Origin of the sequence: Buchnera aphidicola (Drepanosiphum platanoidis) (assembly GCF_964020165.1) — a bacterium.
Taxonomy (GTDB): domain Bacteria; phylum Pseudomonadota; class Gammaproteobacteria; order Enterobacterales; family Enterobacteriaceae; genus Buchnera_J; species Buchnera_J aphidicola_BL.
The window spans coordinates 212,823-233,583 of the sequence record NZ_OZ026537.1 but is presented as its reverse complement, the minus strand read 5'-3'; the positions used below and the strand labels follow the sequence as shown (position 1 = coordinate 233,583).

Genomic DNA, 20,761 nt, shown 5'->3' with positions numbered 1-20,761 from the left:
TTAAAAATTTTTTTTTAATATTTTTATAATTGGTTTTGATAAACCAACTTTTTTAAATTTTTTTGTATTAAACCAAATATATTTTTTATTTATATATTTTTTTGTTTTTTTTTTGTTTATTTTTATAAAAAAATAATGTATATAAAATTTATATTTTGTAACAATATGATATATTGTTTTATTTTTTTTTTTATTTATATATTTTTTTTTAATTTTTTTTTTTTTTATAAAATTTTTAAATTTTTTCTTGCTATAAAACACTAATGGAAAAAATAAATTTTTCCATAAATTTTTTTTATTTTTTTTTAAAAGTATAAAATTTTTTTTATAAATGAATACAAACCAAAGATTTTTTTTAATTTTATTTTTTTTTTTTTTTTTTTTTATTAAAAAATTATTTTTATAATAACTTATACATCTTTCATTAATTGGGCAAATTTTACATTTTGGTTTATTAATAGTACATATTTTATATCCTATATCCATCATAGCTTGATTAAACTTTTTTGAATTATGTAATGGAATTAATTTATAAATTTTTTTCCATAAAATAGAATTTATATTTTTTATATTTTTTATATAATAAAATCTTTGTAAAATTCTTTTTATATTTCCATCAAGAATAGGATAAAAATAATTTAAAGATAAAGATAATATAGCACCTGCAGTAGATTTCCCAATTCCTGGAAATTTAATTATTTCTTTATAATTATTAGGAAATTTATTATTAAATTTTTTTTTTATTAATTCTGTAGTTTTATATATATTTTCTGCTCTTTTATAATATCCTAATCCTGACCAAAGAAATAAAATTTTGTTTAAGTTATTTTTTTTGCAAAGACTGATTAAAGTGGGAAACTTTTTTATAAAATTTTTAAAAAATGGAATAACAGTTTTTACTTGTGTTTGTTGTAACATTATCTCAGAAATCCAAACTTTATATATATTTGTATTTATTTGCCATGGTAAATTTTTTCTTCCATTAAAATGATACCAATTAATCACACATTGTGAAAAAATAAATGAATTTTTCATTTTTAATTTTAATTTTATATTTTAGTTTTTAACATTTATAAGTAATTTTTATTAATAATAAAATTTTATAATTAATAATTTTTATTTTTTAAATAATTTATAGGAATTTTATGTTATTTTTAAAGAAAAAATTTTTAAAAAATAAGTTTAGTTCTTTTAGAAGAAGAAAATTTACTAAAAAAAATATTAATATTTTAAAAAATTATTGGCCAATTTTCGGAATAAATTTATCAGAACATTTTATTTTAAATAAAAAAAAATTTTTAAATTATTTTAAAAATTTTACCAAATTTTCAACAATTTTAGAAATTGGATTTGGATCTGGAGATTATTTAATTAGTCAGGCTAGTAAACATAAAAATGTTAATTTTATTGGAATAGAATTATATATTCCTGGTATAATATCATGTTTAAAAAAAATTATAAAAAAAAATTTAAATAATATAATATTAATCTATAATAATGCAGAATATGTTCTTAAAAATTATTTTGTAAATAATTTTTTTAAACAAATAAATATATTTTTTCCAGATCCTTGGCCTAAAAATCGTCATAAAAAAAGAAGAATTATAAGTTTAGAATTTTTAAATATATTGTATAAAAAAATTGTTTTAAATGGAGAATTAAACATTTTAACAGATTGTACAAATTATTTTGATATAATAAAAAAAATAGTTCTTAATAATAATTATAAAAAATTTTTTTTTAATACAAGATATTCTATTAAAAATACAAAAAATTTTGTAAATACAAAATTTTTTAAAAAAGCTATACAAAAAAAATCAATTATACATTATTTAAACTATTCAAAATTTTTTTAATTTTTATTTTTAATAAAAATTTCTAATAAATCATTTAAAAAATTTTTTCCTTTTTTTGTTTTTTTCCAAAATTTTTTTTTTTCGATTATATATTTTTTTTTGACTGCTTTTTTTATTTCTTTAGAAATATTTTTAATATTTAAGTTTGTAAATTTAGTAAAATTTTTTTTTTTTATTTTTTTATTTAGACGAAAGTTGTTTATAAAAAATTCTAATGGAATATCTTTAATAGGTAATTTATATTTTTTTTTTAAATATTTTCCTTGCAAAAAATTTTTAATATTTTTTGTTTTTTTTGTTCGAAAAATTTTAAATTTTTTTGTTGTAATTTTTCCATGAGATCCACATCCTATTCCTATATAATCTCCAAATTTCCAATAATTTAAATTATGAAAACATTGATATTTTTTTCTTGAAAATGAAGAAATTTCATATTGATAAAATCCATTTTTTTTCAAAAATTTTTTTCCTTTTTTATAAATTTTCCATGATATTTCATCTGATGGAAGATTAGGTCTATTTTTATAAAAATAAGTATTTGGCTCAATTGTAAACTGATACCAAGAAATATGATTTGGTTTTAATTTAATAGCTTTTTTTAAATCGTTCATAGCTTCTAAAAATGTTTGAGTTGGTAAATTATACATTAAATCAAAATTTAAAGATTTAAAAGAAGCTTTTTTTGCTAATTTAATAGATTTACTTAATTTTTTTTTAGAATAATCTCTGTCTAATATTTTTAAAATTCTAGAATTAAAAGTTTGTATACCTAATGATAATCTATTTATTCCAATTTTTTTATATTTATTAAAATTTTTTGATTCTATATAATTTGGATTAGCTTCTATAGTAATTTCTAGATTATTTTTTAATATTTTTTTTTTTTTTATTTTTTTAATAAATATGTTTAAAATTTTTGATGATAATAAACTTGGAGTTCCTCCTCCTATAAAAATAGAATTTATTTTTCTAGAATTAATTTTTTTTAGATCATTATTTAAATCTTTAAGTAAATTTTTTATATATTTTTTTTGAGGAATTTTTTTATTTTTTACCATAGGTTTAGAATAAAAATCACAATATGGACATTTTTTTTTGCACCAAGGAATATGAACATATAAACTTAAAGATGGAAGTTTCATAATTTTTTTTTAATAAATTTTTGAAATGTATTTAAATTTTTTAATTTTTTATAGTTTTTTAAAATTTTTAAGTATTTAAAAACCAACTTTTTAAAATTAATGCTGCAGAAATAGAGTCTATATATTTTATTTTTTTTTTAAAATTTTTATTTTTTTTTATTATTAATTTTGCTTCAAATGTAGTTAAACGTTCATCATGCATATATGTCTTAATATTAAATTTTTTATATATTTTTTTTGAAAAATTTTCAGCTTTATGTGTAGTTTTTTGTTTTTTTCCATTCATTTTTAAAGGAAGACCAATAACTATAGATGTAGGTTTCCATTCATGTATTACTTTTTTTATTTTCATCCAATTAATAATATTTTTATGAAATATTATTGGTTTTATTAAATTTATTGTTTTAGTTATTTTTTGACCTACTGCTAAACCAATTTTTGAAGTTCCAAAATCTATTGCTATAATTATCATAATTTATTAAAAATTTTGAAGTTTTTATTAATTGAAAGTTTTTAAAATTTTTTTAATTTATTATTTTTTTATTATTTATCTTTTAAATATCTTTTAAATTTAATTATTTTAAAGTTATTTAAATATTACAAATATTTTAATATTAAAAATATATAAATTATATTTTTTATTTTTTTATTATTATTTTTATTTTTTTAATTTTTTTTTTAAATAATTATATATTAATTTCATTTATTTTTTAAAATAAATAAAATTTAAAAATTTATTTTTTATTAATTATAAAATTTTTAATTTGTATTTTATTTTAAATTATAAAAAATTTTTTTAATTGTATAATTTTAAAATTTTTAAAATTTATTTTTTAATTTATAAATTAAAATATTAAAATTTTTATAAATATTTTTTAATTTTTAGATATTAATTTTTCTAGTTCATTTAGAAATAATGAACATATTTTAAATTTACTATATTTTTCAATTTCTTGGATTCCTGTTGGGCTAGTAATATTTATTTCAGTTAATTTATTTCCAATAAGATCTAATCCGGAAAAAAAAATTTTTTTTTTTTTTAAAAATTTTAAAATAGGTTGAATAATTTTAAAATGTTTTTTAGAAATTTTTTCTACTTTACCTTTTCCACCTGCAGCTAAATTTCCCCTAATTTCTCCTTTTTTAGGAATTCTACATAAACAATAAGGAATAACTTTATTATTTATTATAAGTATTCTTCTATCTCCATTTTTTATCTCAGGGATAAATTTTTGAGCAATACAAAATTTTTTTTGATTTTTAGTCATATTTTCAATAATTACAGAAGAATTTATATCATTGTTTTGAACTCTAAATATTGATGATCCCCCCATTTCATTCATAGGTTTTAAAATTATATCTTTTTCTTTTTTTAAAAATTTTTTTATATCTTTATATTTTTTAGATATTAAAGTTTTTGGAATAATATTAGGAAATTTTAATGTAATTAATTTTTCGTTGTAATTTCTTAAATGTTTTGCGTTATTAATTAGTAATGTTGTTTTTTTTAAATTATCTAAAATATAAGTAGAATATATAAAATTTAAGTTTACTGGTGGATTTTTTCTCATTAATATTACATTTAATTTATTTAATATAATGGTTTTTTTTTTTACATATTTAAACCATTTTTTATTATTAGCATATACTTTAATGATTCGAGAATTTGCATATGCAATATTATTTTTTTTATATAAATGTTTAATTTTCATGTAATATATTTTATAATTTCTTTTTTGAGCTTTTAATAAAATAGCAAAACTTGAATCTTTTTTAATATTAATAGATTCAATAGAATCCATTATAATTCCTAATTTAATTTTCATAATTTTTTTTAATTTATTTTATGTATTTTTTATAATTTTTTATTACAATAAAAAAATTTGTTATTATCATATTTATGGTAACATTAAAATATTTTTTAATTTATTTTTTTATATTTTTTTAATAAAAATAATTTTTTTAATATATTTCAGATAAATAATTATCAAATCTAGAAAAACTACCATTAAAAGTTAATTTTATAGTTCCAATTGGTCCATTTCTTTGTTTTCCTATAATAATTTCTGCAATTCCTTGATTTTCTGTTTTATTATTGTAAATTTCATCTCTGTAGATAAACAATATTAAATCTGCATCTTGTTCAATTGCTCCCGATTCTCTTAAATCAGAATTTATAGGTCTTTTATCTGATCTTTGTTCTAAAGATCGGTTTAATTGTGATAAAGCAATAATAGGAACATGTAATTCTTTTGCAAGAGATTTTAAATTTTTTGATATTTCAGCTATTTCTAAGTTTCTATTTTCTGATAATGAAGAGGTATTCATTAATTGTAAATAATCAACCATAATTAAACTTAATCCATTATACTTATTATAAATTTTTTTTGATCTAAAACGAATTTCATTAGGAGTAATTTGAGAAGAATCATCAATATATATATTTTTTTTTTTTAATAAAATATTAATTGTTCCAGAAATTCTAGACCATTCTTCATTGTTTAACTGACCTGTACGTATTTTTTTTTGGTGTACTCTTGATAAAGAGGAAAGCATTCTCATAATAATTTGATCACTAGGCATTTCTAAACTAAAAATTAATACTGGTTTTTTATGTATCATTGATGCATTTTCACATAAATTCATAGCAAAAGTAGTTTTCCCCATAGAAGGTCTAGATGCAATAATAATTAATTCTGATGGTTGAAGACCATAAGTTTTTTTATTTAGATCTTTATAACCTGTATCTATCCCCACAATTTCTTTACAAGGATTTTTTATTAATTTTTTAATTTTATAAATTGTAGAATTTAATACATTTTTTATATTTTTTAATCCAGTATCTTTTATTTTTTTTTTTTCTATAATATTTAATATTTTATTTTCTGCATAATTTAAAATTTTTGAAGAGTTTTGACCATATGTATTATATCCTAAATTTTTAATTTTTTTTGCTGTAATTATGACATCTCTCATAATAGATTTTTCTTTAATAATATTTGCATATTCCATAATATTTGAAATACTTGGAACATTTTTAGAAATTTCAGCAAGATAAGAGAATTCTCCTATTTTTTTTAATAATTTCTTTTGTTCTAAAGAATTAGATAAAGTAATTAAATCAATAGGTTTATTTTTATTTTTTAAAAAATATATTTCTTTAAAAATTATTTGATGGGAAAAATAAAAAAAATCATTTTTTTTTATAACATTAATAATAGAATCTATTTTTTTATTATTTAACATTAAACTACCTAAGAGAGCTTGTTCTGCTTCGATAGAATGTGGTAGATTTTTTAATTTTTTATATTTTTTTTTTTTCATTATTATATTTTTATTTTATATAAAATTTAATTTCAGTATTATAAAATTTTTTAAAATTTTATTTTTTTTATTTTTTTTTGCATATATTGTATTGATGCATAATTGTTTAAATGATAAAATTTTGAAATAAATCTTTTCCATTTTTTAGATCCTTTTTTATTTTTAAATAATCCTATCATATGACAAAAAATTTTTTTAGGAGAGACGTTGTATAAAATTTGATTTTTTATTGCATATTTACACATTTTTTTTAAAATTTTTTTTATTTTAATTTTTTTTTTTTTGTTTTTAAAAATTTTGTAATCTATTTTCTTTAAAAACATAGGATTTTGATAAGCAAACCTTCCCATCATAACACCATTTACTTTTTTTAAATGAAATTTTATTTCTTTAATAGATTTAATTCCTCCATTAATAATAATATTTAATTGTGGAAAATCTTTTTTCAATTTGTATACATATTCATACTTTAATTTCGGAATTATTAAATTTTTTTTTGGACTAAAATTTTTTAAAATAGCTTTTCTAGCATGAATAATAAATATTTTACATTTATTTGTATCCGAGGTTTTTTGGATAAAATCTCTAAAAAATTGATAACTATCATGATTATCTATTCCGATTCTAGTTTTTATACTTATAGGTAAAGGGACAGATGAATTAATCGCATTAATAGAATTAATTACAATATTAGTATGTTTCATTAAAGAGACACCTAAAAAATTTTTTGTTAGTTTTAATGAAGGACATCCAATATTTAAATTTATTTCATTAAATTTTTTTTTGTATATTATTTTAGCGCATTTTGATATTTTAATAGAATTATTTCCAGCTATTTGAAATGCAACTAAGTTATGTTTATCATCATTTTTATATATTTTTTTTTTTTTATTTAATAAACATTCAGTAGTCATCATTTCTGTATATAAAAAAGATTTTTTTGTAAAAATTCTGTGAAAATATCTACAATGTCTATCAGTGTATTTCAACATTGGAGCAATACAAAATCGTTTTTTTTCTTTAATCATAATATTTTTATTTTTTTATTTTTTTTAAAATGTTTTTATATGAAAAAATGATTATAAAATTTATTATACATTTAAAATATTTTTTTAAAAATTAAATTAGTAAATTTTTAAGTTTTTCTATAAATTTTATGAGGTTAATAATGGCAAGTAGAGGAATAAATAAAGTAATTTTAATTGGTAATCTTGGCCAAAATCCAGATGTTCGATATATGCCTAATGGATCTGCAGTTGCTAATTTAACTCTTGCTACATCAGAGACTTGGAAAGATAAAGAAACAGGAGAATTAAAAGAAAAGACTGAATGGCATAGAGTTGTTTTGTTTAATAAATTGGCAGAAATTGCTGGTTTATATTTAAAAAAAGGCGCTCAAATATATATTGAAGGTTCTTTAAAAACTAGAAAATGGAAAGATTCAAATGGAATAGATCGTTATATTACAGAAATTATTGTAAATTTTGGCGGATCTATGCAGATGTTAGGCAATAAACATTCTTTTAATCCTAATTTTAAAAAAAAAAAAAATTTTGAAGAATTAAATTCACATAAATTATTAAAAAAAGAATCTAAAAAAAATTTTTTTGATAATAAAAAAGTTAATTCTAAAAATTTTAAAAAATCTGAAGATAAAAATTTTTCACAATTAAATAAAGATGATTCTATAGATTTTGATGATGACATACCTTTTTAAAAATTATTAAAAATATTTTTTTATATATTCCTAATATTTTAATTTTAATATTTTAAAATATTAGGATAATGTAAAATATTATTTTTAAAATTAATTTTTATATTTTAAGATTATTAAAAAAATTATTAAAATTTTATATCAACAGAGTTACAATTAGATATTTTTAAAAAAATATTTTTATTTTTTTTATTTTTATTAAAACTTTTTTTAGAAATAAAATAGTTTTATAAAAAATAATTTTTATTTTTTTATATATTAAAAATATTATTATATTAATATTTTTTAATTTTTTTATTAAATTATTTTTTCAAAATTTTTATTTATTTTAGTTAAATTTTTTTTTTATCATTATCTAAAAAATTTATATTTTAGAATTTAAATCTAATCTATTAATTTAAATTAAATTAATTTTTTTATATTTTTATATTTTTTATAAATTTTAAGATTTTTATATTAAATATTTGTATATAATTTTATTTTTTTAATTAATAATAATTAACTTTAAACAATAATTATATGTTTTAAAAAAAATTTTTTATAATTTTGTAAAAAATAATAATAATAAATTATATTAATTTTTAATTAATAGAATATTTTTGTTATACTTAAACATAAAAAAATATTAATTTTTTTTTATAGAAATAAATTAACATTTATAAATTTTTAAAATTTTTATTAAAATCTATTTTTATTTTTTTTTTATTTTTTACTAACTTTTATATATAACTAATATAACAATAAAATTATGATTTATATTTCTAAAAATGCTCATGAATATATTAAAAAAATATTATCACATGATATAAAAAAAAAATATATTGAATTATATGTTGACATAAAACAAAAAAAAATAAATTTTAAAATGTTATTTATTAAAAATTTTTTAAAAGTTCAATATTTTAAAATAGAATTTAAAGGATTTAATATATATATTAAAAAAAATAATTTAAAATTTGTATATAATTTAGAAATTGATTTATTGCAAAATAATTTAACACAAAAATTAATTTTTAAAATTTCTAATAATAAATTAAAAAAACAAAAAAATTTTAATATTAATTTATCTAAAAAATATAGTATTTTAGAAAATCGTGTAAAACAATTTATTAATATTCATATTAATCCTATTTTAATGTCTCATGGAGGAGAATTGTTTTTAGAAAAAATAAATGATAAAAAACAACTTTTTATAAAATTTTTTGGAAATTGTCATAGCTGCGTAATGGTTAAAACTACATTTAATCAAATGATTCAAAAAAAGTTAAGCTTAGCTTTTCCTGAATTAACTGAAATAGTTGATGTTACAGATCATAATAATAAAATATAAAATTTTTAGTTATTTTTTTTTAATTTGTTTTTATGATTTTGTTAATTCTCCTCTTAAATTTTTTTGCATATTTTTTTTTATTTTTTTTATCGAAATATTTTTACTAAACAAGAATTGTAGCTTTGTTAAAGCAGCTTCAATAGTTAAATCATAACCACTAATTACTCCTATTTTAAAAAGAGAATTTCCTGTTGCATAATTTTTCATATTTACTGTTCCAAAAACACATTGTGTTAAGTTTATAATAATAATATTCTTATTAGAAGCTTTAATTAATTCTTTTAAAAATTTTTTTTCTTGAGGGGCATTTCCTGATCCATACGAATATAAAATTACAGCTTTTATTGGTTTTAAAAAAATGTTTTTTATAATTTTATGCGATATCCCAGGATATATAAAAATAATATTTATAGGTTGATTATATATTTTATGAACAATTAATTTTTTTTGATTATTATAAAAGTATTTTTTTTTTATACATTTTATATTTATGCTGACTTTTAATAAATATGATAAATTAGGGGAAGAAAATGCTGTTAATCCATCTGAATTTGTTTTAGTAGTTCTATTCCCTCTATATAATTTATTATTAAAAAATAATGTTACTTCATTAATTGGATAATTTGCAGCAATTAATAATGAATTTAATAAATTTTGAAATCCATCAGATCTAATTTCACATAATGGAATTTGAGAGCCAGTTATAATTACTGGTTTTTGTAAATTTTCTAAAGCAAAAGATAAAGCAGATGCAGTGTATGCCATAGTATCAGTTCCATGAAGTATAATAAATCCATCGTATTTAATATAATTTTTTTTTATGTCTTTACATATTTTTCGCCATAATTTCGGACGTATATTAGAAGAGTCAATTAATGGAAAATATTCTTTTATTTTAAAATTAGGAACTTCTTTTCTATAAAATTTTTGAATTTTTAAAATTTGTTTTTGTAAATACCCTGATGCTGGAATGTATCCCTTATCAGATCTTTTCATACCTATAGTACCACCAGTATATATTATATATATTTTTTTTTTTTTCATAAATAAATGTTTATTAGTATGTTGTATTTGAATTTTCATAAAATTTTTATAAATTTTTTTAAAGTTTATATTTTATATAAATTTTATGATTTTTATAGTAATTTTATTAAAATTAAAAAATTATATTTTATAATTCATTTTTTTTATTATAAATGATGTATAAAGATTTTTATTTAATTAATTTAATTTTTTTTTACATTATTAATAATTAAAATTAAAGATAATGAGAGTTTAATTATGAAACGAGTATTTGTATTAGTTTTAGATTCTTTAGGAATAGGTTATTCTAAAGATTCTGTTAAATTTGGAGATTATGGCTCTAATACTTTAGGGCATATAATAGAATGTTGTTATAAAAATTTTGCTAATTCTTATGGAAGAAATGGTGTTTTAAAAATTCCAAATTTAGTAAAATTAGGAATTATTAATGCTTTAAAAAAATCTTCTAAAAATAAAATTTTTGGGTTTAATAAAGAATCTAAAATTATAGGAAGTTATGCATATTCTAAAGAAATTTCTACAAGTAAAGATACTTCTTCAGGACATTGGGAAATGATGGGATCTCCTGTATTATTTAAATGGACATATTTTAAAAGTTTAAAAAATAGTTTTCCTTTAGATTTATTAAATAAAATACAAAAAAAATTTTTAATAAATGGATTTCTAGGTAATTGTCATGCCTCAGGAACAGATATTATTAACATTTATGGAAAAGAACATATAAAATATAATTATCCTATTATTTATACTTCTTCAGATTCTGTATTTCAAATTGCTTGTCATGAAAAAAGTTTTGGATTAGAAAGATTATATGATTTATGTTTATTAGTTCGAAAAATTTTAAATAAAAGTAAATATAAAGTTACAAGGGTAATTGCAAGGCCATTTTTAAATGATCAAAAAAATCAATTTTATAGAACGAGAAATAGAAAAGATTTTTCTATATCTCCAAATGAAGAGACGGTATTAGAAAAATTAGTAAAAGAAAAAAAAGGAGAAGTAATTTCTATTGGAAAAATTTCTGATATTTTTAATAATAAAGGCATAACAAAGCAAGTTAACGTATATGAATTAGAAAAAATTTTTGAAGCTTTATATAAAGAATTAAAAAATTATTCTGAATATAGAAAAAAAAATATTATAGTATTTGCTAATTTTGTAGATTTTGATTCTTATTGGGGTCATAGAAGAGACGTTTCTGGATATGCTAAAGAATTAGAATTATTTGATATAAAAATTCCAAAATTTCTTTCTTTAATGAAAAAAAATGATCTTTTAATTATTACTTCTGATCATGGATGTGATCCTACTTGGAAAGGAACAGATCATACGAGAGAACATGTCCCAATTTTAATTTATAAAAAAAATTTAATTCCAAAATATTTAGGTTATCGAAAAACTTTTTCTGATATTTCTCAAACTATATCAAATTATTTAGGATTATCGAAGATGAAATTTGGAAAAAAAATAATTTTTTAATATCAAAATTAATAATTTTTTTAATATTTATTTTTTATGATTTATTTTATTAAATTTTTAAAAATTAAGGTGATAATAGTAATGATTACTCCACATATAAATGCTAAAAAAAAAGATTTTTCAGAAAATGTTATTATTGCAGGTGATCCTAATCGAGTTAAATACATTACTAAAAAATTTTTAAAAAATTTTGTCAGTATTACAAATGTTCGGGGTATGCTTGGTTTTACAGGTTATTTTAAAGGAAAAAAAATTTCTGTAATGAGTCATGGAATGGGAATTCCTTCTTTATCTATATATGTTCATGAATTAGTAAACTTTTATAAAGTAAAAAAAATTATTAGAGTGGGAACTTGTGGTTCTGTAAATTCAAAAATTAAATTAAAAGATATTATTTTGGGTATGGGGGCTTGTACTGATTCTTCTATTAATAAATTATCTTTTAAAAATTATAACTATTCAGCTATCTCAAATTTTAAGCTTTTATACAAAGCTTATAATATTTCTAAAAAAAAAAATATTTCTATAAAAATAGGAAATATATTTTCTACAGATTTATTTTATAATAATCAAAAAAATTTTATAGATTTAATGAATAAATATAATATATTATCTGTAGAAATGGAAACTTCAGAATTATATAGATTATCTGCTATTTTAAATTTTAAATCTTTATCTATTTGTACAGTTTCTGATTGTTTAATTAAAAATATTTCTTTGAGTATATCAGATAGAATTTTATTATTGGATAAAGCTATAAAAATTGCATTAGAAATTTTTTAAATTTTATAATTTTTATTTATAACATCAAAATATTTTTGGTGAAAGAGGGATTCGAACCCTCGATACGTTTCCGTATACACGCTTTCCAGGCGTGCTCCTTAAGCCACTCGGACATTTCACCTTAATTTGAATTTTGTTTTTAATAAAAATTATATTATATATATTATATATAAATTTATATATATATAATAATGAATTTATTAATTTATAATATATATTATTATTTATAATTGTTAATTATTATCATTATAAATATATTAAATATTATAAAATTATTATAAAATTAATAAAGTAATTTAAAAATTAAAAAATTAAAAAATTTTTAAAATATTTTTTTATAATATATTTTATGTAAAATATTACAAAGAAAATTTTATATAAAAATAATTTTTAATATATTAATTATTTATTAAAATAAATTAAAGTCAAGTTTTTTTTTATTTTTTTTTAATTTTAACATATTGTTATTTTAATAAAATAATTATTTCTCTTTTTATGCATTTATAAAATTTTTAAAAGAAACTGATAATGAAAAAATTACAAAATATTTTTTTAATTGGACCTATGGGATCTGGAAAGAGTACGGTAGGAAAATATTTATCAAAATATTTAAATATGAATTTTTATGATTCTGATCAAGAAATTGAATTGAAGACAGGAGTTAGTATTAGTTGGATTTTTGATATTGAAGGAGAAAAATGCTTTAGAGAGCGAGAATCTAAAATAATTAAGAAATTAACAAAAAAAAAAAAAATTATTTTATCTACAGGTGGAGGTGCTATTCTTTCTAAGAAATCAAGAATTAATATTTCAAAAAGAGGTTTTGTAATTTATTTAAGTGCAAATATTGATACACAGATTAAAAGAACTAAGAATGATAAAAATCGACCTTTATTAACAAATAAAAAATCGATTAAAAGTGTATTAAAAAAATTGTCATTAAAAAGAAATTTTTTATATGAAAAAATTTCTAATTTTAAAATTGAGACTGATAATATTAATATTTTTCAAATTATAAAATTAATTCTTAAAGAATTAAAAAATAATAAAAATTTTATAAATTTGGAGAAAATATAAAATGAAAAAAATTTATGTTCATGTAAAAAACAAAAAATATCCAATTTTGATAGGTTTTAATATTTTTAAAAATAAAAAAATTTTTTCTTTTTTTAATAAAAAAAAAAAAATTCTTTTAATAACTAATAATGTTATTAAAGATTTATGGTTAAAGCACATTTTAAATTTTTTTTATAGTTTTGATCTTAAAATAAATATTTTTGTACTTAAAGACGGAGAAAAAAATAAAATTATTGAAACATCTAATGATATTATTACATATTTATTAAAAAAAAAATACGGAAGAGATTCTTTATTAGTTGCTTTTGGAGGGGGAGTAATTGGAGATATTGTAGGATTTACAGCTTCTATTTATCAGAGAGGTATTCCTTTTATACAAATACCTACTACTCTTTTAGCTCAAGTCGATGCTTCTGTTGGAGGGAAAACTGGAGTAAATCATATATTAGGTAAAAATATGATAGGAACATTTTGGCAGCCTGAATGTGTTTTAATAAATATAAATTTTTTATCTACTTTATCAAGACGAGAATATTTATCTGGAATGTCTGAAGTTATTAAATATGCAATTGCTTTTAATAAACCATTTTTTTTTTATATTTTAAAAAATATAAAAAAAATTATTCAATTAAATTCTAAAGTTATTTTAAAATGTATTTTAAAATCTTGTAACATAAAATCAAAAATTGTAGCTCATGATGAAAGAGAGTTAGGAAATAGAGCATTATTAAATTTAGGTCATACATATGGACATGCAATAGAATCTTATACAAAATATAAAAAATTTTTACATGGAGAATCTGTTTCTATTGGTATTATTATGGCCGCAAGAACAGCTATATCTTTAAAAAAATTAAATTTGAATGATTTTAATTTAATTATTAAAATTTTTAAAAAAATTGGTTTACCTGTCAAATTTTATCATAATATAAATGTAGATAAATTTATAAAATATATGTATCGTGATAAAAAAAATATATTAGGGAATATTCGTTTAGTTTTACCAATTGCTATAGGAAAATCTATTTTAATAGATAAAATATCTACAAAAATTATTAAAAATTCTATTAAATTAACTTGTAAATAAAAAAAAATTATATTTTTAATGTCTTTTTATTCTTATATTAAGGTTTTATATTATGAGAAAAATTTTTTTAGCCCCCTCAATTCTTTCTGCTAATTTTTATAAATTAGGAAATGATATAGAAAAAACTTTATTAGGTGGTGGAGATATTATTCATTTTGATATTATGGATAATCATTACGTATCTAATTTAACTTTTGGTCCTTTAGTACTTTCTTCTTTAAGAAAAAATGGTATAAAATCTATTATTGATGTACATATTATGGCAAAACCTGTAGATAGATTAATTTATGATTGTATAAAATTTGGAGCAAATTTTATTACTATTCATTCAGATTCTACAATCCATTTAAATCGTTCATTAAAAATTATTAGAGATCATGGATGTAAAGCTGGTATTGCTATTAATCCAGCACAATCTTTAAATTTTTTAGAATATATAATGGATAGTATCGATTTAATTTTAGTAATGACTGTAAATCCAGGTTATTCTGAACAAATTTTTATTAATGAAATGTTACCAAAAATTAAAAAAATAAGATCAAAAATTGATAATAGTAATTTTAAGAATATTTTATTATCTGTAGATGGTGGAATAAAAAAAAAACATATAAAAAATTTAGTAAAAATTGGCGTTGATATTATTGTTATGGGTTCAGAAATTTTTAAAAAAAAAGATATATATCAAACTACTAAAAATATAAAAAAAATTTTGATAAATTATTCAAAAAATTATTAAATTTAAATTTTTAATAATTTTTTTTAAAAATTATTATTAAAAATTTTAAAAAAAATTTTATGGTATTTTATAATGATAGAAAATTTTTTTAAAAAAAAAAGGGTATTTAGTGCTATACAGCCTTCAGGAAATTTAACTATAGGAAATTATATTAGTGTCTTAAAATATTGGAAAAATATGCAGAAAAAATATGATTGTATTTTTTGTATTGCAGATCTTCATTCTTTAACATCAATATCAAAAAATTTTGATCATTTTTTAAATAATTCAATTTTAGATACTTTATCTTTGTATTTAGCTTGCGGGGTTAATCCTAGAAAAAGTATTGTTTTTTTACAGTCTATGATTCCTGAACATACTCAACTTAATTGGATATTAAATAATTATGTATATGTTCAAGAACTAATGAGAATGACACAATTTAAAAGTAAATCTAAATTGCTTAAAAATAGTAAAATAAATTCTGGAATTTTAAATTATCCAATTTTAATGGCATCTGATATTTTATTATATGATACTGATTTAGTTCATGTAGGTAAAGATCAAATACAACATATTGAATTATCTAAAAAAATTGCAAATAGATTTAATAAAATTCATGGAAAAATTTTTAAAATTCCAAATTTTTTAATTTTTAATCAAGGAATTAAAATTATGTCTTTATTAAATCCAAATAAAAAAATGTCTAAATCTGATATAAATAAAAAAAATTCAATTTTTTTATTAGATGATCTTGAAGTTTTGAAAAATAAAGTAAATTCAGCAATTACAGATTCAGATGTTCCCGCAAAAATAATTTTTGACCCTATTAATAAACCTGGAATTTCAAATTTATTAGTTATTTTATCTTCTATCACTAAATTATCTATTTTAGATATAGAACAAAAATTTTTTAAAAAAAATTATAAATCTTTTAAAAAATTTTTTTATTTTTGTATGTTTAGTTTTTTAAAAAATTTACAAAAAAAATTTTTAAAATATAGAAAAGATGAAAATAAATTAAAGAAAATTTTAAATTTAGGTATGAAAAAAATTTCTTTTTTAGCTAAATCAAAAATAAATAAAATTTTTAATACTTTGTATAAATAAAATTTTTTATATAATAAAATATTTTTTATATTTTTTCTATTTATATATTTTAAAATTTTATTAAAATATATAAATAGTATTTTTTTATTTTAATTGAAAATTATTTATATATATATTTGATTTTTTAAAATTTTTTTAGGAGTATTTATTATTGTTATAATTTTTATACAAAAATTTGTTAAAATTCTTTTAATTTTTTTTTTAAGTGCATTTTTCTTAATAAAATGGTAATATAAAAAATTATAAAATATAAAATATTTGCAAAAATTAAAGCTCCTATAGGACCTTTAAAATATACAATTGGACTTGTAATAATATATGTTAAAAATGTTCCTAAACTACCAGCTAAAAGAATAAAATTAATTATTTTCGGTGAAGGTTTATCTGTTTGCATAGAAGCAATAGTAATTAAAATGCTATATATAGAACTAGAAAAAAAACCTAAAAAAGAAATTATAAATAAAGAAAATATATAGTTCCAGCTGAAAATAAATAAAAACATCATTAAAGCTGATATTCCTGTTAAAAATATTATTATTTTTTGTAATTTAAATGATTGAATAACAGAACTAAAAAACCACATTCCTAACATATAATTCATCCAAAAATTACTAACTAATTTTCCTGATTTTTCCATGCTTATTTTAAGATTATGAGCTCCGTATTCAGGAACCCAAGATATAAAGCCCATTTGACCTAATATATACATTAAAGCAGAACAATATAATAAGAAAATATTTAAATTAAATTCTTTTTCTTTAAATGTAATATTTCCTAAAATTTTTATATGTGATTTTTCTACGATAGGAAAAGAGAGATTTAAAGATAATAAAAAAATTAATAGATAAATTAAACTAATCCAAACATATATCCATTGCCAATACATTTTGTGAAATAATATAAATGTACATATAGAAGGAAAAATCATACCTGAAAAACTAAAAAAAGAATCTGTAATTAAAAGTTTTTTTGCTCTTTCTCTAGAAAAGTATACACTAGTAATTAAAAAAGTTCCTATAGACATAGTAACGCCGCTAATTAAACCAAAAATAAACATAATCATTAGCAAAATATATATATTTTTGAATATAATTAATCCAAGAATAGATAATATAGTAGAAAAAAAACCAATATATAACTGTTTTTTTAAAGGTATAATTTTCATTAACCATGCATTTAAAAAAATAGAAGATAACATTCCAATATTCAAAATTGTAAAAATAATGCTAATTTTTAGTGTAGAAATATTAAAATAAACTGATAATCCTTGTATAACTACTCCTGTTACAGTAATAAAAGAACCAGTTAATGCATAGCTTAAAAAACTAATATAAGTTAAATATGAACGATTTTTATTTGTCATAAAATTAATTTTTTTGATATTTATTTTAAAATAATTAAAAATTTAAAAAATTTTTTAATAAATTTTATTTTAAAAAAAATTTATATATTTTAAAAAATTAAAAAATATTAATTTAATATTTTAAAAAAAAACATATTATTTTTTAATTTTAATAAAAAGTAAATTTTTTAATGTAATTAATGAGCATTATACTTTAAATAATTTTTTTTATAAATAAATTTAGTTAGAATAAAAATTAAAATTTGTATATTAAGAATTAATTTTTTTTTAGTTAAATAATAATTTTTATTTTAAAATTTTTAAAATTTTATATTACGAAATCTTACTATCTTGTATAATGAAAAAAAAATAAATTACATAATTATTTTTAAAATTAATATATAATTTGTATAAAATTACATTAAATACATTTTTTAATAAAATGATTACAATTAATTTTATTTAAAATAAGGCTATTTCATATTGATTTATACTATAATAATTTTAGGCCCTCCATATGGAACGCAAAATTCTAAAACTGGTTTTTTATTTTCTAAAGCTTTAATAGATTCTAAACATGTTATAAAAAAAATTTTTTTTTATGGAGAGGGAATATTAAATTCTAATATTAATCTATTTTTTAATTTTTCTCCTGAATATACATTTTGTAATATAGGAAAAATGTGGAAAGATTTAAGTATAAAATATTCAATAAATTTAAGTATATGTATTGGTTCTTGCATAAAACGAGGTTTTTTAAAAAATAAGAATACTTATAAAAAACATTATTTAAAAAAAAATATAGCTTCTTATTTTCATTTATCTAATTTAAATGATCTTAATGAAAGTATTATTTCTTCAGATAGAGTAATACAATTTTAAAATTGAATTGTTTTTAAATATTATTAATAAATATATAAAATATTTTATAAAATTTTTATGAATATAGTTAAAAAAAAAATTTTAGGTGTAATTTTTTCTAGAGCTCCATATGGAGCTAGTTTTGGAGAAGAAGGATTAGAATTAATCATTTCTTCAAGTATATTTTTTAAAAAAATTTATATTTTTTTTATTAGTGATGGAATTTTTCAAATTTTTTATAATCAAAAACCAAAATTAATTTTTTTAAATAAATACACAAATTTATTTAAAATGTTTAATTTTTTAAATATTAAAAAATGTTTTTCTAACATTGAAAATTTATATAATAGAGGAATATTAAAAAAAAATGTATGTAATAAAATTGTTTTTAAAAAATATAAATTTATTTTACCAATAATTTTATTAAAAAATAAAAATTTAAAAAAAAAAATGTCTAAATGTCAATATCTTTTAAATTTTTAAAATTTTTTTAAAAAATTAAATTTTTTTTTAATAAAAATAATATTAAAATAAAGGATTTTTTATGTTACATATGTTATTAAAATCTCCTTATTTAGTTGATATTTATGAATTTTTACATTTTTTTTCTAAAGAAGATGATTTTGTAGCTCTTCAAGATGGAGTATTAATTGTTTTAAAAAATAATCTTTTTTATAAAAAATTTATTAAAATAGTAAAAAATCGTTATGTTTTAAAAAATGATTTATTAGCTCGAGGTTTAAGTTCTTATAATAATAAATTTTCTATTATTAATTATAAAGATTTAGTATATTTGACTGAAAAAAATATTCAGCAAATAATTTGGAAATAAAAATAAAAATTTTTTATATTTTTTTATTAAAAATTTAATTATTAAATTTTTATAATAAGTAAAAGTGGATTTAATATAAATTTTTTTATATTTTAAAATTTTTTTAATTATAATTAAAAAAATTATACATTTTTTAAGGATTTTTATGGTCACAATTAATCAATTAGTTCGAAATTCTAGAATTAAAAAAATTTCTAAAAGTAATGTTCCAGCTTTATCTAAATGTCCTCAAAAAAGAGGAGTATGTTTAAAAGTTTATACTACTACTCCTAAAAAACCTAATTCCGCTTTAAGAAAAGTATGTCGAGTTAAATTAACTAATGGATTAGAAGTAACAGCATATATTGGAGGTGAAGGTCATAATTTACAAGAACATTCTGTAATTTTAATTAGAGGAGGAAGAGTTAAAGATTTACCAGGTGTAAGATATCATGTTATAAGAGGAGCTTTAGATTGCGCTGGAGTGAAAAATAGACAACAAGGAAGATCTAAATATGGAGTAAAAAAAAAAAATAATAAATAACCTTTTAAATAGTAAAATTTTTAATTTTTTATCATATTTTTTAAAATTTATTTTAGGAAGATTAAAATATGCCTCGAAGAAAAATTATAGGTATTAGAAAAATATTACCAGATCCAAAATTTTCATCTGAGTTATTAAGTAAATTTATTAATATTTTAATGGTAAATGGAAAAAAGTCTATTGCAGAATTAATTGTATATAATGCTCTTAAGAAAGTATCAAAAAAAAATAAAAAAACTGAATTAGAAGTTTTTGAATTAGCATTAGATAATGTTAAACCAATTGTAGAAGTAAAGTCTAGAAGAGTAGGAGGATCTACATATCAAGTTCCTGTAGAAGTTAGAAATACAAGAAGAAATGCTTTAGCAATGCGATGGATTATTGAGGCAGCTAGAAATAGAAAAGATAAATCTATGTCTATTAGATTATTTAAAGAAATTTCTGATGCTCTTGAAAAAAAAGGATCTGCTGTAAAAAAAAAAGAAGATGTTCATAAAATGGCTGAAGCAAATAAAGCTTTTGCTCATTATAGATGGTAATTT

The 20,761-nt window shown here is 17.1% G+C and carries 22 protein-coding genes and 1 tRNA gene; 14 read left to right on the top strand and 9 right to left on the bottom strand.

Annotation, left to right across the window (positions count from 1 at the left end):
- A complete protein-coding gene (locus AACL42_RS01140) occupies window positions 1-1,035 on the bottom strand; it encodes an A/G-specific adenine glycosylase (RefSeq protein ID WP_340147332.1) in 1,035 nt (344 codons plus the stop codon).
- Between the two features lie 110 nt (window positions 1,036-1,145).
- On the opposite strand from AACL42_RS01140, the gene trmB reads away from it, so the two are divergent.
- Complete coding sequence (trmB, locus tag AACL42_RS01135; protein ID WP_340147331.1) at window positions 1,146-1,856, top strand: tRNA (guanosine(46)-N7)-methyltransferase TrmB; 711 nt, start codon at window positions 1,146-1,148, stop codon at window positions 1,854-1,856.
- On the opposite strand, the gene hemW is transcribed toward trmB, so the two are convergent.
- From hemW to dusA, 5 genes are all read right to left on the bottom strand, one after another.
- The gene (gene hemW / locus AACL42_RS01130) at window positions 1,853-3,001 is read right to left on the bottom strand and encodes a radical SAM family heme chaperone HemW (RefSeq protein ID WP_340147694.1); all 1,149 of its coding nucleotides are present in this window, start codon (window positions 2,999-3,001) and stop codon (window positions 1,853-1,855) included. The two genes, trmB and hemW, sit on opposite strands and share 4 nt — an antisense overlap.
- 64 nt (window positions 3,002-3,065) lie before the next feature.
- Window positions 3,066-3,470, bottom strand: a complete 405-nt coding sequence (ruvX, locus tag AACL42_RS01125) for a Holliday junction resolvase RuvX (RefSeq protein WP_340147330.1) — start codon at window positions 3,468-3,470, stop codon at window positions 3,066-3,068.
- 403 nt (window positions 3,471-3,873) lie between these two features.
- Complete coding sequence (gshB, locus tag AACL42_RS01120) at window positions 3,874-4,824, bottom strand: glutathione synthase (RefSeq protein WP_340147329.1); 951 nt, start codon at window positions 4,822-4,824, stop codon at window positions 3,874-3,876.
- A gap of 136 nt (window positions 4,825-4,960) precedes the next feature.
- Complete coding sequence (dnaB, locus tag AACL42_RS01115) at window positions 4,961-6,322, bottom strand: replicative DNA helicase (RefSeq protein ID WP_340147328.1); 1,362 nt, start codon at window positions 6,320-6,322, stop codon at window positions 4,961-4,963.
- A gap of 50 nt (window positions 6,323-6,372) precedes the next feature.
- Window positions 6,373-7,350 (bottom strand): tRNA dihydrouridine(20/20a) synthase DusA, encoded by a 978-nt coding sequence (gene dusA / locus AACL42_RS01110; RefSeq protein ID WP_340147327.1) that lies wholly within the window; start codon window positions 7,348-7,350, stop codon window positions 6,373-6,375.
- Window positions 7,351-7,490: 140 nt separating this feature from the next.
- On the opposite strand from dusA, the gene ssb reads away from it, so the two are divergent.
- Window positions 7,491-8,039 (top strand): single-stranded DNA-binding protein, encoded by a 549-nt coding sequence (gene ssb, locus AACL42_RS01105; RefSeq protein ID WP_340147693.1) that lies wholly within the window; start codon window positions 7,491-7,493, stop codon window positions 8,037-8,039.
- Window positions 8,040-8,784: 745 nt separating this feature from the next.
- Window positions 8,785-9,366 carry a NifU family protein gene (locus AACL42_RS01100; protein ID WP_340147681.1) on the top strand — a complete coding sequence of 194 codons (582 nt, stop codon included), beginning with the start codon at window positions 8,785-8,787 and terminating at the stop codon, window positions 9,364-9,366.
- Window positions 9,367-9,396: 30 nt separating this feature from the next.
- Here the strand turns inward: AACL42_RS01100 and ansA are convergent, their stop codons facing one another.
- Window positions 9,397-10,410, bottom strand: a complete 1,014-nt coding sequence (gene ansA / locus AACL42_RS01095) for an asparaginase (protein ID WP_340147692.1) — start codon at window positions 10,408-10,410, stop codon at window positions 9,397-9,399.
- 237 nt (window positions 10,411-10,647) lie between these two features.
- Between ansA and AACL42_RS01090 the strand changes: the two genes are divergently transcribed.
- Complete coding sequence (locus AACL42_RS01090) at window positions 10,648-11,889, top strand: phosphopentomutase (RefSeq protein WP_340147680.1); 1,242 nt, start codon at window positions 10,648-10,650, stop codon at window positions 11,887-11,889.
- A gap of 81 nt (window positions 11,890-11,970) precedes the next feature.
- Window positions 11,971-12,672 (top strand): purine-nucleoside phosphorylase, encoded by a 702-nt coding sequence (gene deoD, locus AACL42_RS01085; protein WP_340147679.1) that lies wholly within the window; start codon window positions 11,971-11,973, stop codon window positions 12,670-12,672.
- Between the two features lie 36 nt (window positions 12,673-12,708).
- On the opposite strand, the gene AACL42_RS01080 is transcribed toward deoD, so the two are convergent.
- Window positions 12,709-12,793: transfer RNA gene (locus AACL42_RS01080), tRNA-Ser, on the bottom strand.
- A 407-nt stretch (window positions 12,794-13,200) separates the two neighbouring features.
- On the opposite strand from AACL42_RS01080, the gene aroK reads away from it, so the two are divergent.
- From aroK to trpS, 4 genes are all read left to right on the top strand, one after another.
- Complete coding sequence (gene aroK, locus AACL42_RS01075) at window positions 13,201-13,749, top strand: shikimate kinase AroK (RefSeq protein ID WP_340147678.1); 549 nt, start codon at window positions 13,201-13,203, stop codon at window positions 13,747-13,749.
- A 1-nt stretch (window position 13,750) separates the two neighbouring features.
- Window positions 13,751-14,836: a 3-dehydroquinate synthase gene (gene aroB / locus AACL42_RS01070; RefSeq protein WP_340147677.1), complete on the top strand. Its 1,086-nt coding sequence runs from the start codon at window positions 13,751-13,753 to the stop codon at window positions 14,834-14,836.
- Between the two features lie 52 nt (window positions 14,837-14,888).
- Window positions 14,889-15,572: a ribulose-phosphate 3-epimerase gene (gene rpe / locus AACL42_RS01065; RefSeq protein ID WP_340147676.1), complete on the top strand. Its 684-nt coding sequence runs from the start codon at window positions 14,889-14,891 to the stop codon at window positions 15,570-15,572.
- A 72-nt stretch (window positions 15,573-15,644) separates the two neighbouring features.
- Window positions 15,645-16,661, top strand: a complete 1,017-nt coding sequence (gene trpS / locus AACL42_RS01060; RefSeq protein ID WP_340147675.1) for a tryptophan--tRNA ligase — start codon at window positions 15,645-15,647, stop codon at window positions 16,659-16,661.
- Between the two features lie 178 nt (window positions 16,662-16,839).
- Here the strand turns inward: trpS and tsgA are convergent, their stop codons facing one another.
- A complete protein-coding gene (gene tsgA / locus AACL42_RS01055; protein WP_340147674.1) occupies window positions 16,840-18,024 on the bottom strand; it encodes an MFS transporter TsgA in 1,185 nt (394 codons plus the stop codon).
- Window positions 18,025-18,486: 462 nt separating this feature from the next.
- On the opposite strand from tsgA, the gene tusD reads away from it, so the two are divergent.
- The 5 genes from tusD (at window position 18,487) to rpsG (ending at window position 20,758) form a co-directional block, all read left to right on the top strand.
- Window positions 18,487-18,885 (top strand): sulfurtransferase complex subunit TusD, encoded by a 399-nt coding sequence (gene tusD, locus AACL42_RS01050; protein ID WP_340147673.1) that lies wholly within the window; start codon window positions 18,487-18,489, stop codon window positions 18,883-18,885.
- Window positions 18,886-18,942: 57 nt separating this feature from the next.
- On the top strand, window positions 18,943-19,347 hold the full coding sequence (gene tusC / locus AACL42_RS01045; protein WP_340147672.1) for a sulfurtransferase complex subunit TusC: 405 nt from the start codon (window positions 18,943-18,945) through the stop codon (window positions 19,345-19,347).
- Between the two features lie 61 nt (window positions 19,348-19,408).
- Entirely contained in the window at window positions 19,409-19,696 is a 288-nt protein-coding gene (gene tusB, locus AACL42_RS01040; RefSeq protein ID WP_340147671.1) for a sulfurtransferase complex subunit TusB, read from the top strand.
- Window positions 19,697-19,841: 145 nt separating this feature from the next.
- Window positions 19,842-20,219, top strand: coding sequence for a 30S ribosomal protein S12 (gene rpsL / locus AACL42_RS01035; RefSeq protein ID WP_340147670.1), 378 nt, complete (start codon window positions 19,842-19,844; stop codon window positions 20,217-20,219).
- A 68-nt stretch (window positions 20,220-20,287) separates the two neighbouring features.
- Window positions 20,288-20,758 (top strand): 30S ribosomal protein S7, encoded by a 471-nt coding sequence (gene rpsG, locus AACL42_RS01030; protein ID WP_340147669.1) that lies wholly within the window; start codon window positions 20,288-20,290, stop codon window positions 20,756-20,758.
- Window positions 20,759-20,761: the final 3 nt, after the last annotated feature.

Bases quoted from the DNA above. Each gene is read 5' to 3' on its own strand.
- dusA (WP_340147327.1), bottom strand. From the start codon at position 7,350: ATGATTAAAGAAAAAAAACGATTTTGTATTGCTCCAATGTTGAAATAC.
- aroB (WP_340147677.1), top strand. From the start codon at position 13,751: ATGAAAAAAATTTATGTTCATGTAAAAAACAAAAAATATCCAATTTTG.
- AACL42_RS01090 (WP_340147680.1), top strand. From the start codon at position 10,648: ATGAAACGAGTATTTGTATTAGTTTTAGATTCTTTAGGAATAGGTTAT.
- aroK (WP_340147678.1), top strand. From the start codon at position 13,201: ATGAAAAAATTACAAAATATTTTTTTAATTGGACCTATGGGATCTGGA.
- tusC (WP_340147672.1), top strand. From the start codon at position 18,943: ATGAATATAGTTAAAAAAAAAATTTTAGGTGTAATTTTTTCTAGAGCT.
- rpe (WP_340147676.1), top strand. From the start codon at position 14,889: ATGAGAAAAATTTTTTTAGCCCCCTCAATTCTTTCTGCTAATTTTTAT.
- deoD (WP_340147679.1), top strand. From the start codon at position 11,971: ATGATTACTCCACATATAAATGCTAAAAAAAAAGATTTTTCAGAAAAT.
- ansA (WP_340147692.1), bottom strand. From the start codon at position 10,410: ATGAAAAAAAAAAAAATATATATAATATATACTGGTGGTACTATAGGT.
- trmB (WP_340147331.1), top strand. From the start codon at position 1,146: ATGTTATTTTTAAAGAAAAAATTTTTAAAAAATAAGTTTAGTTCTTTT.
- dnaB (WP_340147328.1), bottom strand. From the start codon at position 6,322: ATGAAAAAAAAAAAATATAAAAAATTAAAAAATCTACCACATTCTATC.
- ssb (WP_340147693.1), top strand. From the start codon at position 7,491: ATGGCAAGTAGAGGAATAAATAAAGTAATTTTAATTGGTAATCTTGGC.
- AACL42_RS01140 (WP_340147332.1), bottom strand. From the start codon at position 1,035: ATGAAAAATTCATTTATTTTTTCACAATGTGTGATTAATTGGTATCAT.
- gshB (WP_340147329.1), bottom strand. From the start codon at position 4,824: ATGAAAATTAAATTAGGAATTATAATGGATTCTATTGAATCTATTAAT.
- tsgA (WP_340147674.1), bottom strand. From the start codon at position 18,024: ATGACAAATAAAAATCGTTCATATTTAACTTATATTAGTTTTTTAAGC.
- rpsL (WP_340147670.1), top strand. From the start codon at position 19,842: ATGGTCACAATTAATCAATTAGTTCGAAATTCTAGAATTAAAAAAATT.
- rpsG (WP_340147669.1), top strand. From the start codon at position 20,288: ATGCCTCGAAGAAAAATTATAGGTATTAGAAAAATATTACCAGATCCA.
- trpS (WP_340147675.1), top strand. From the start codon at position 15,645: ATGATAGAAAATTTTTTTAAAAAAAAAAGGGTATTTAGTGCTATACAG.
- ruvX (WP_340147330.1), bottom strand. From the start codon at position 3,470: ATGATAATTATAGCAATAGATTTTGGAACTTCAAAAATTGGTTTAGCA.
- tusB (WP_340147671.1), top strand. From the start codon at position 19,409: ATGTTACATATGTTATTAAAATCTCCTTATTTAGTTGATATTTATGAA.
- AACL42_RS01100 (WP_340147681.1), top strand. From the start codon at position 8,785: ATGATTTATATTTCTAAAAATGCTCATGAATATATTAAAAAAATATTA.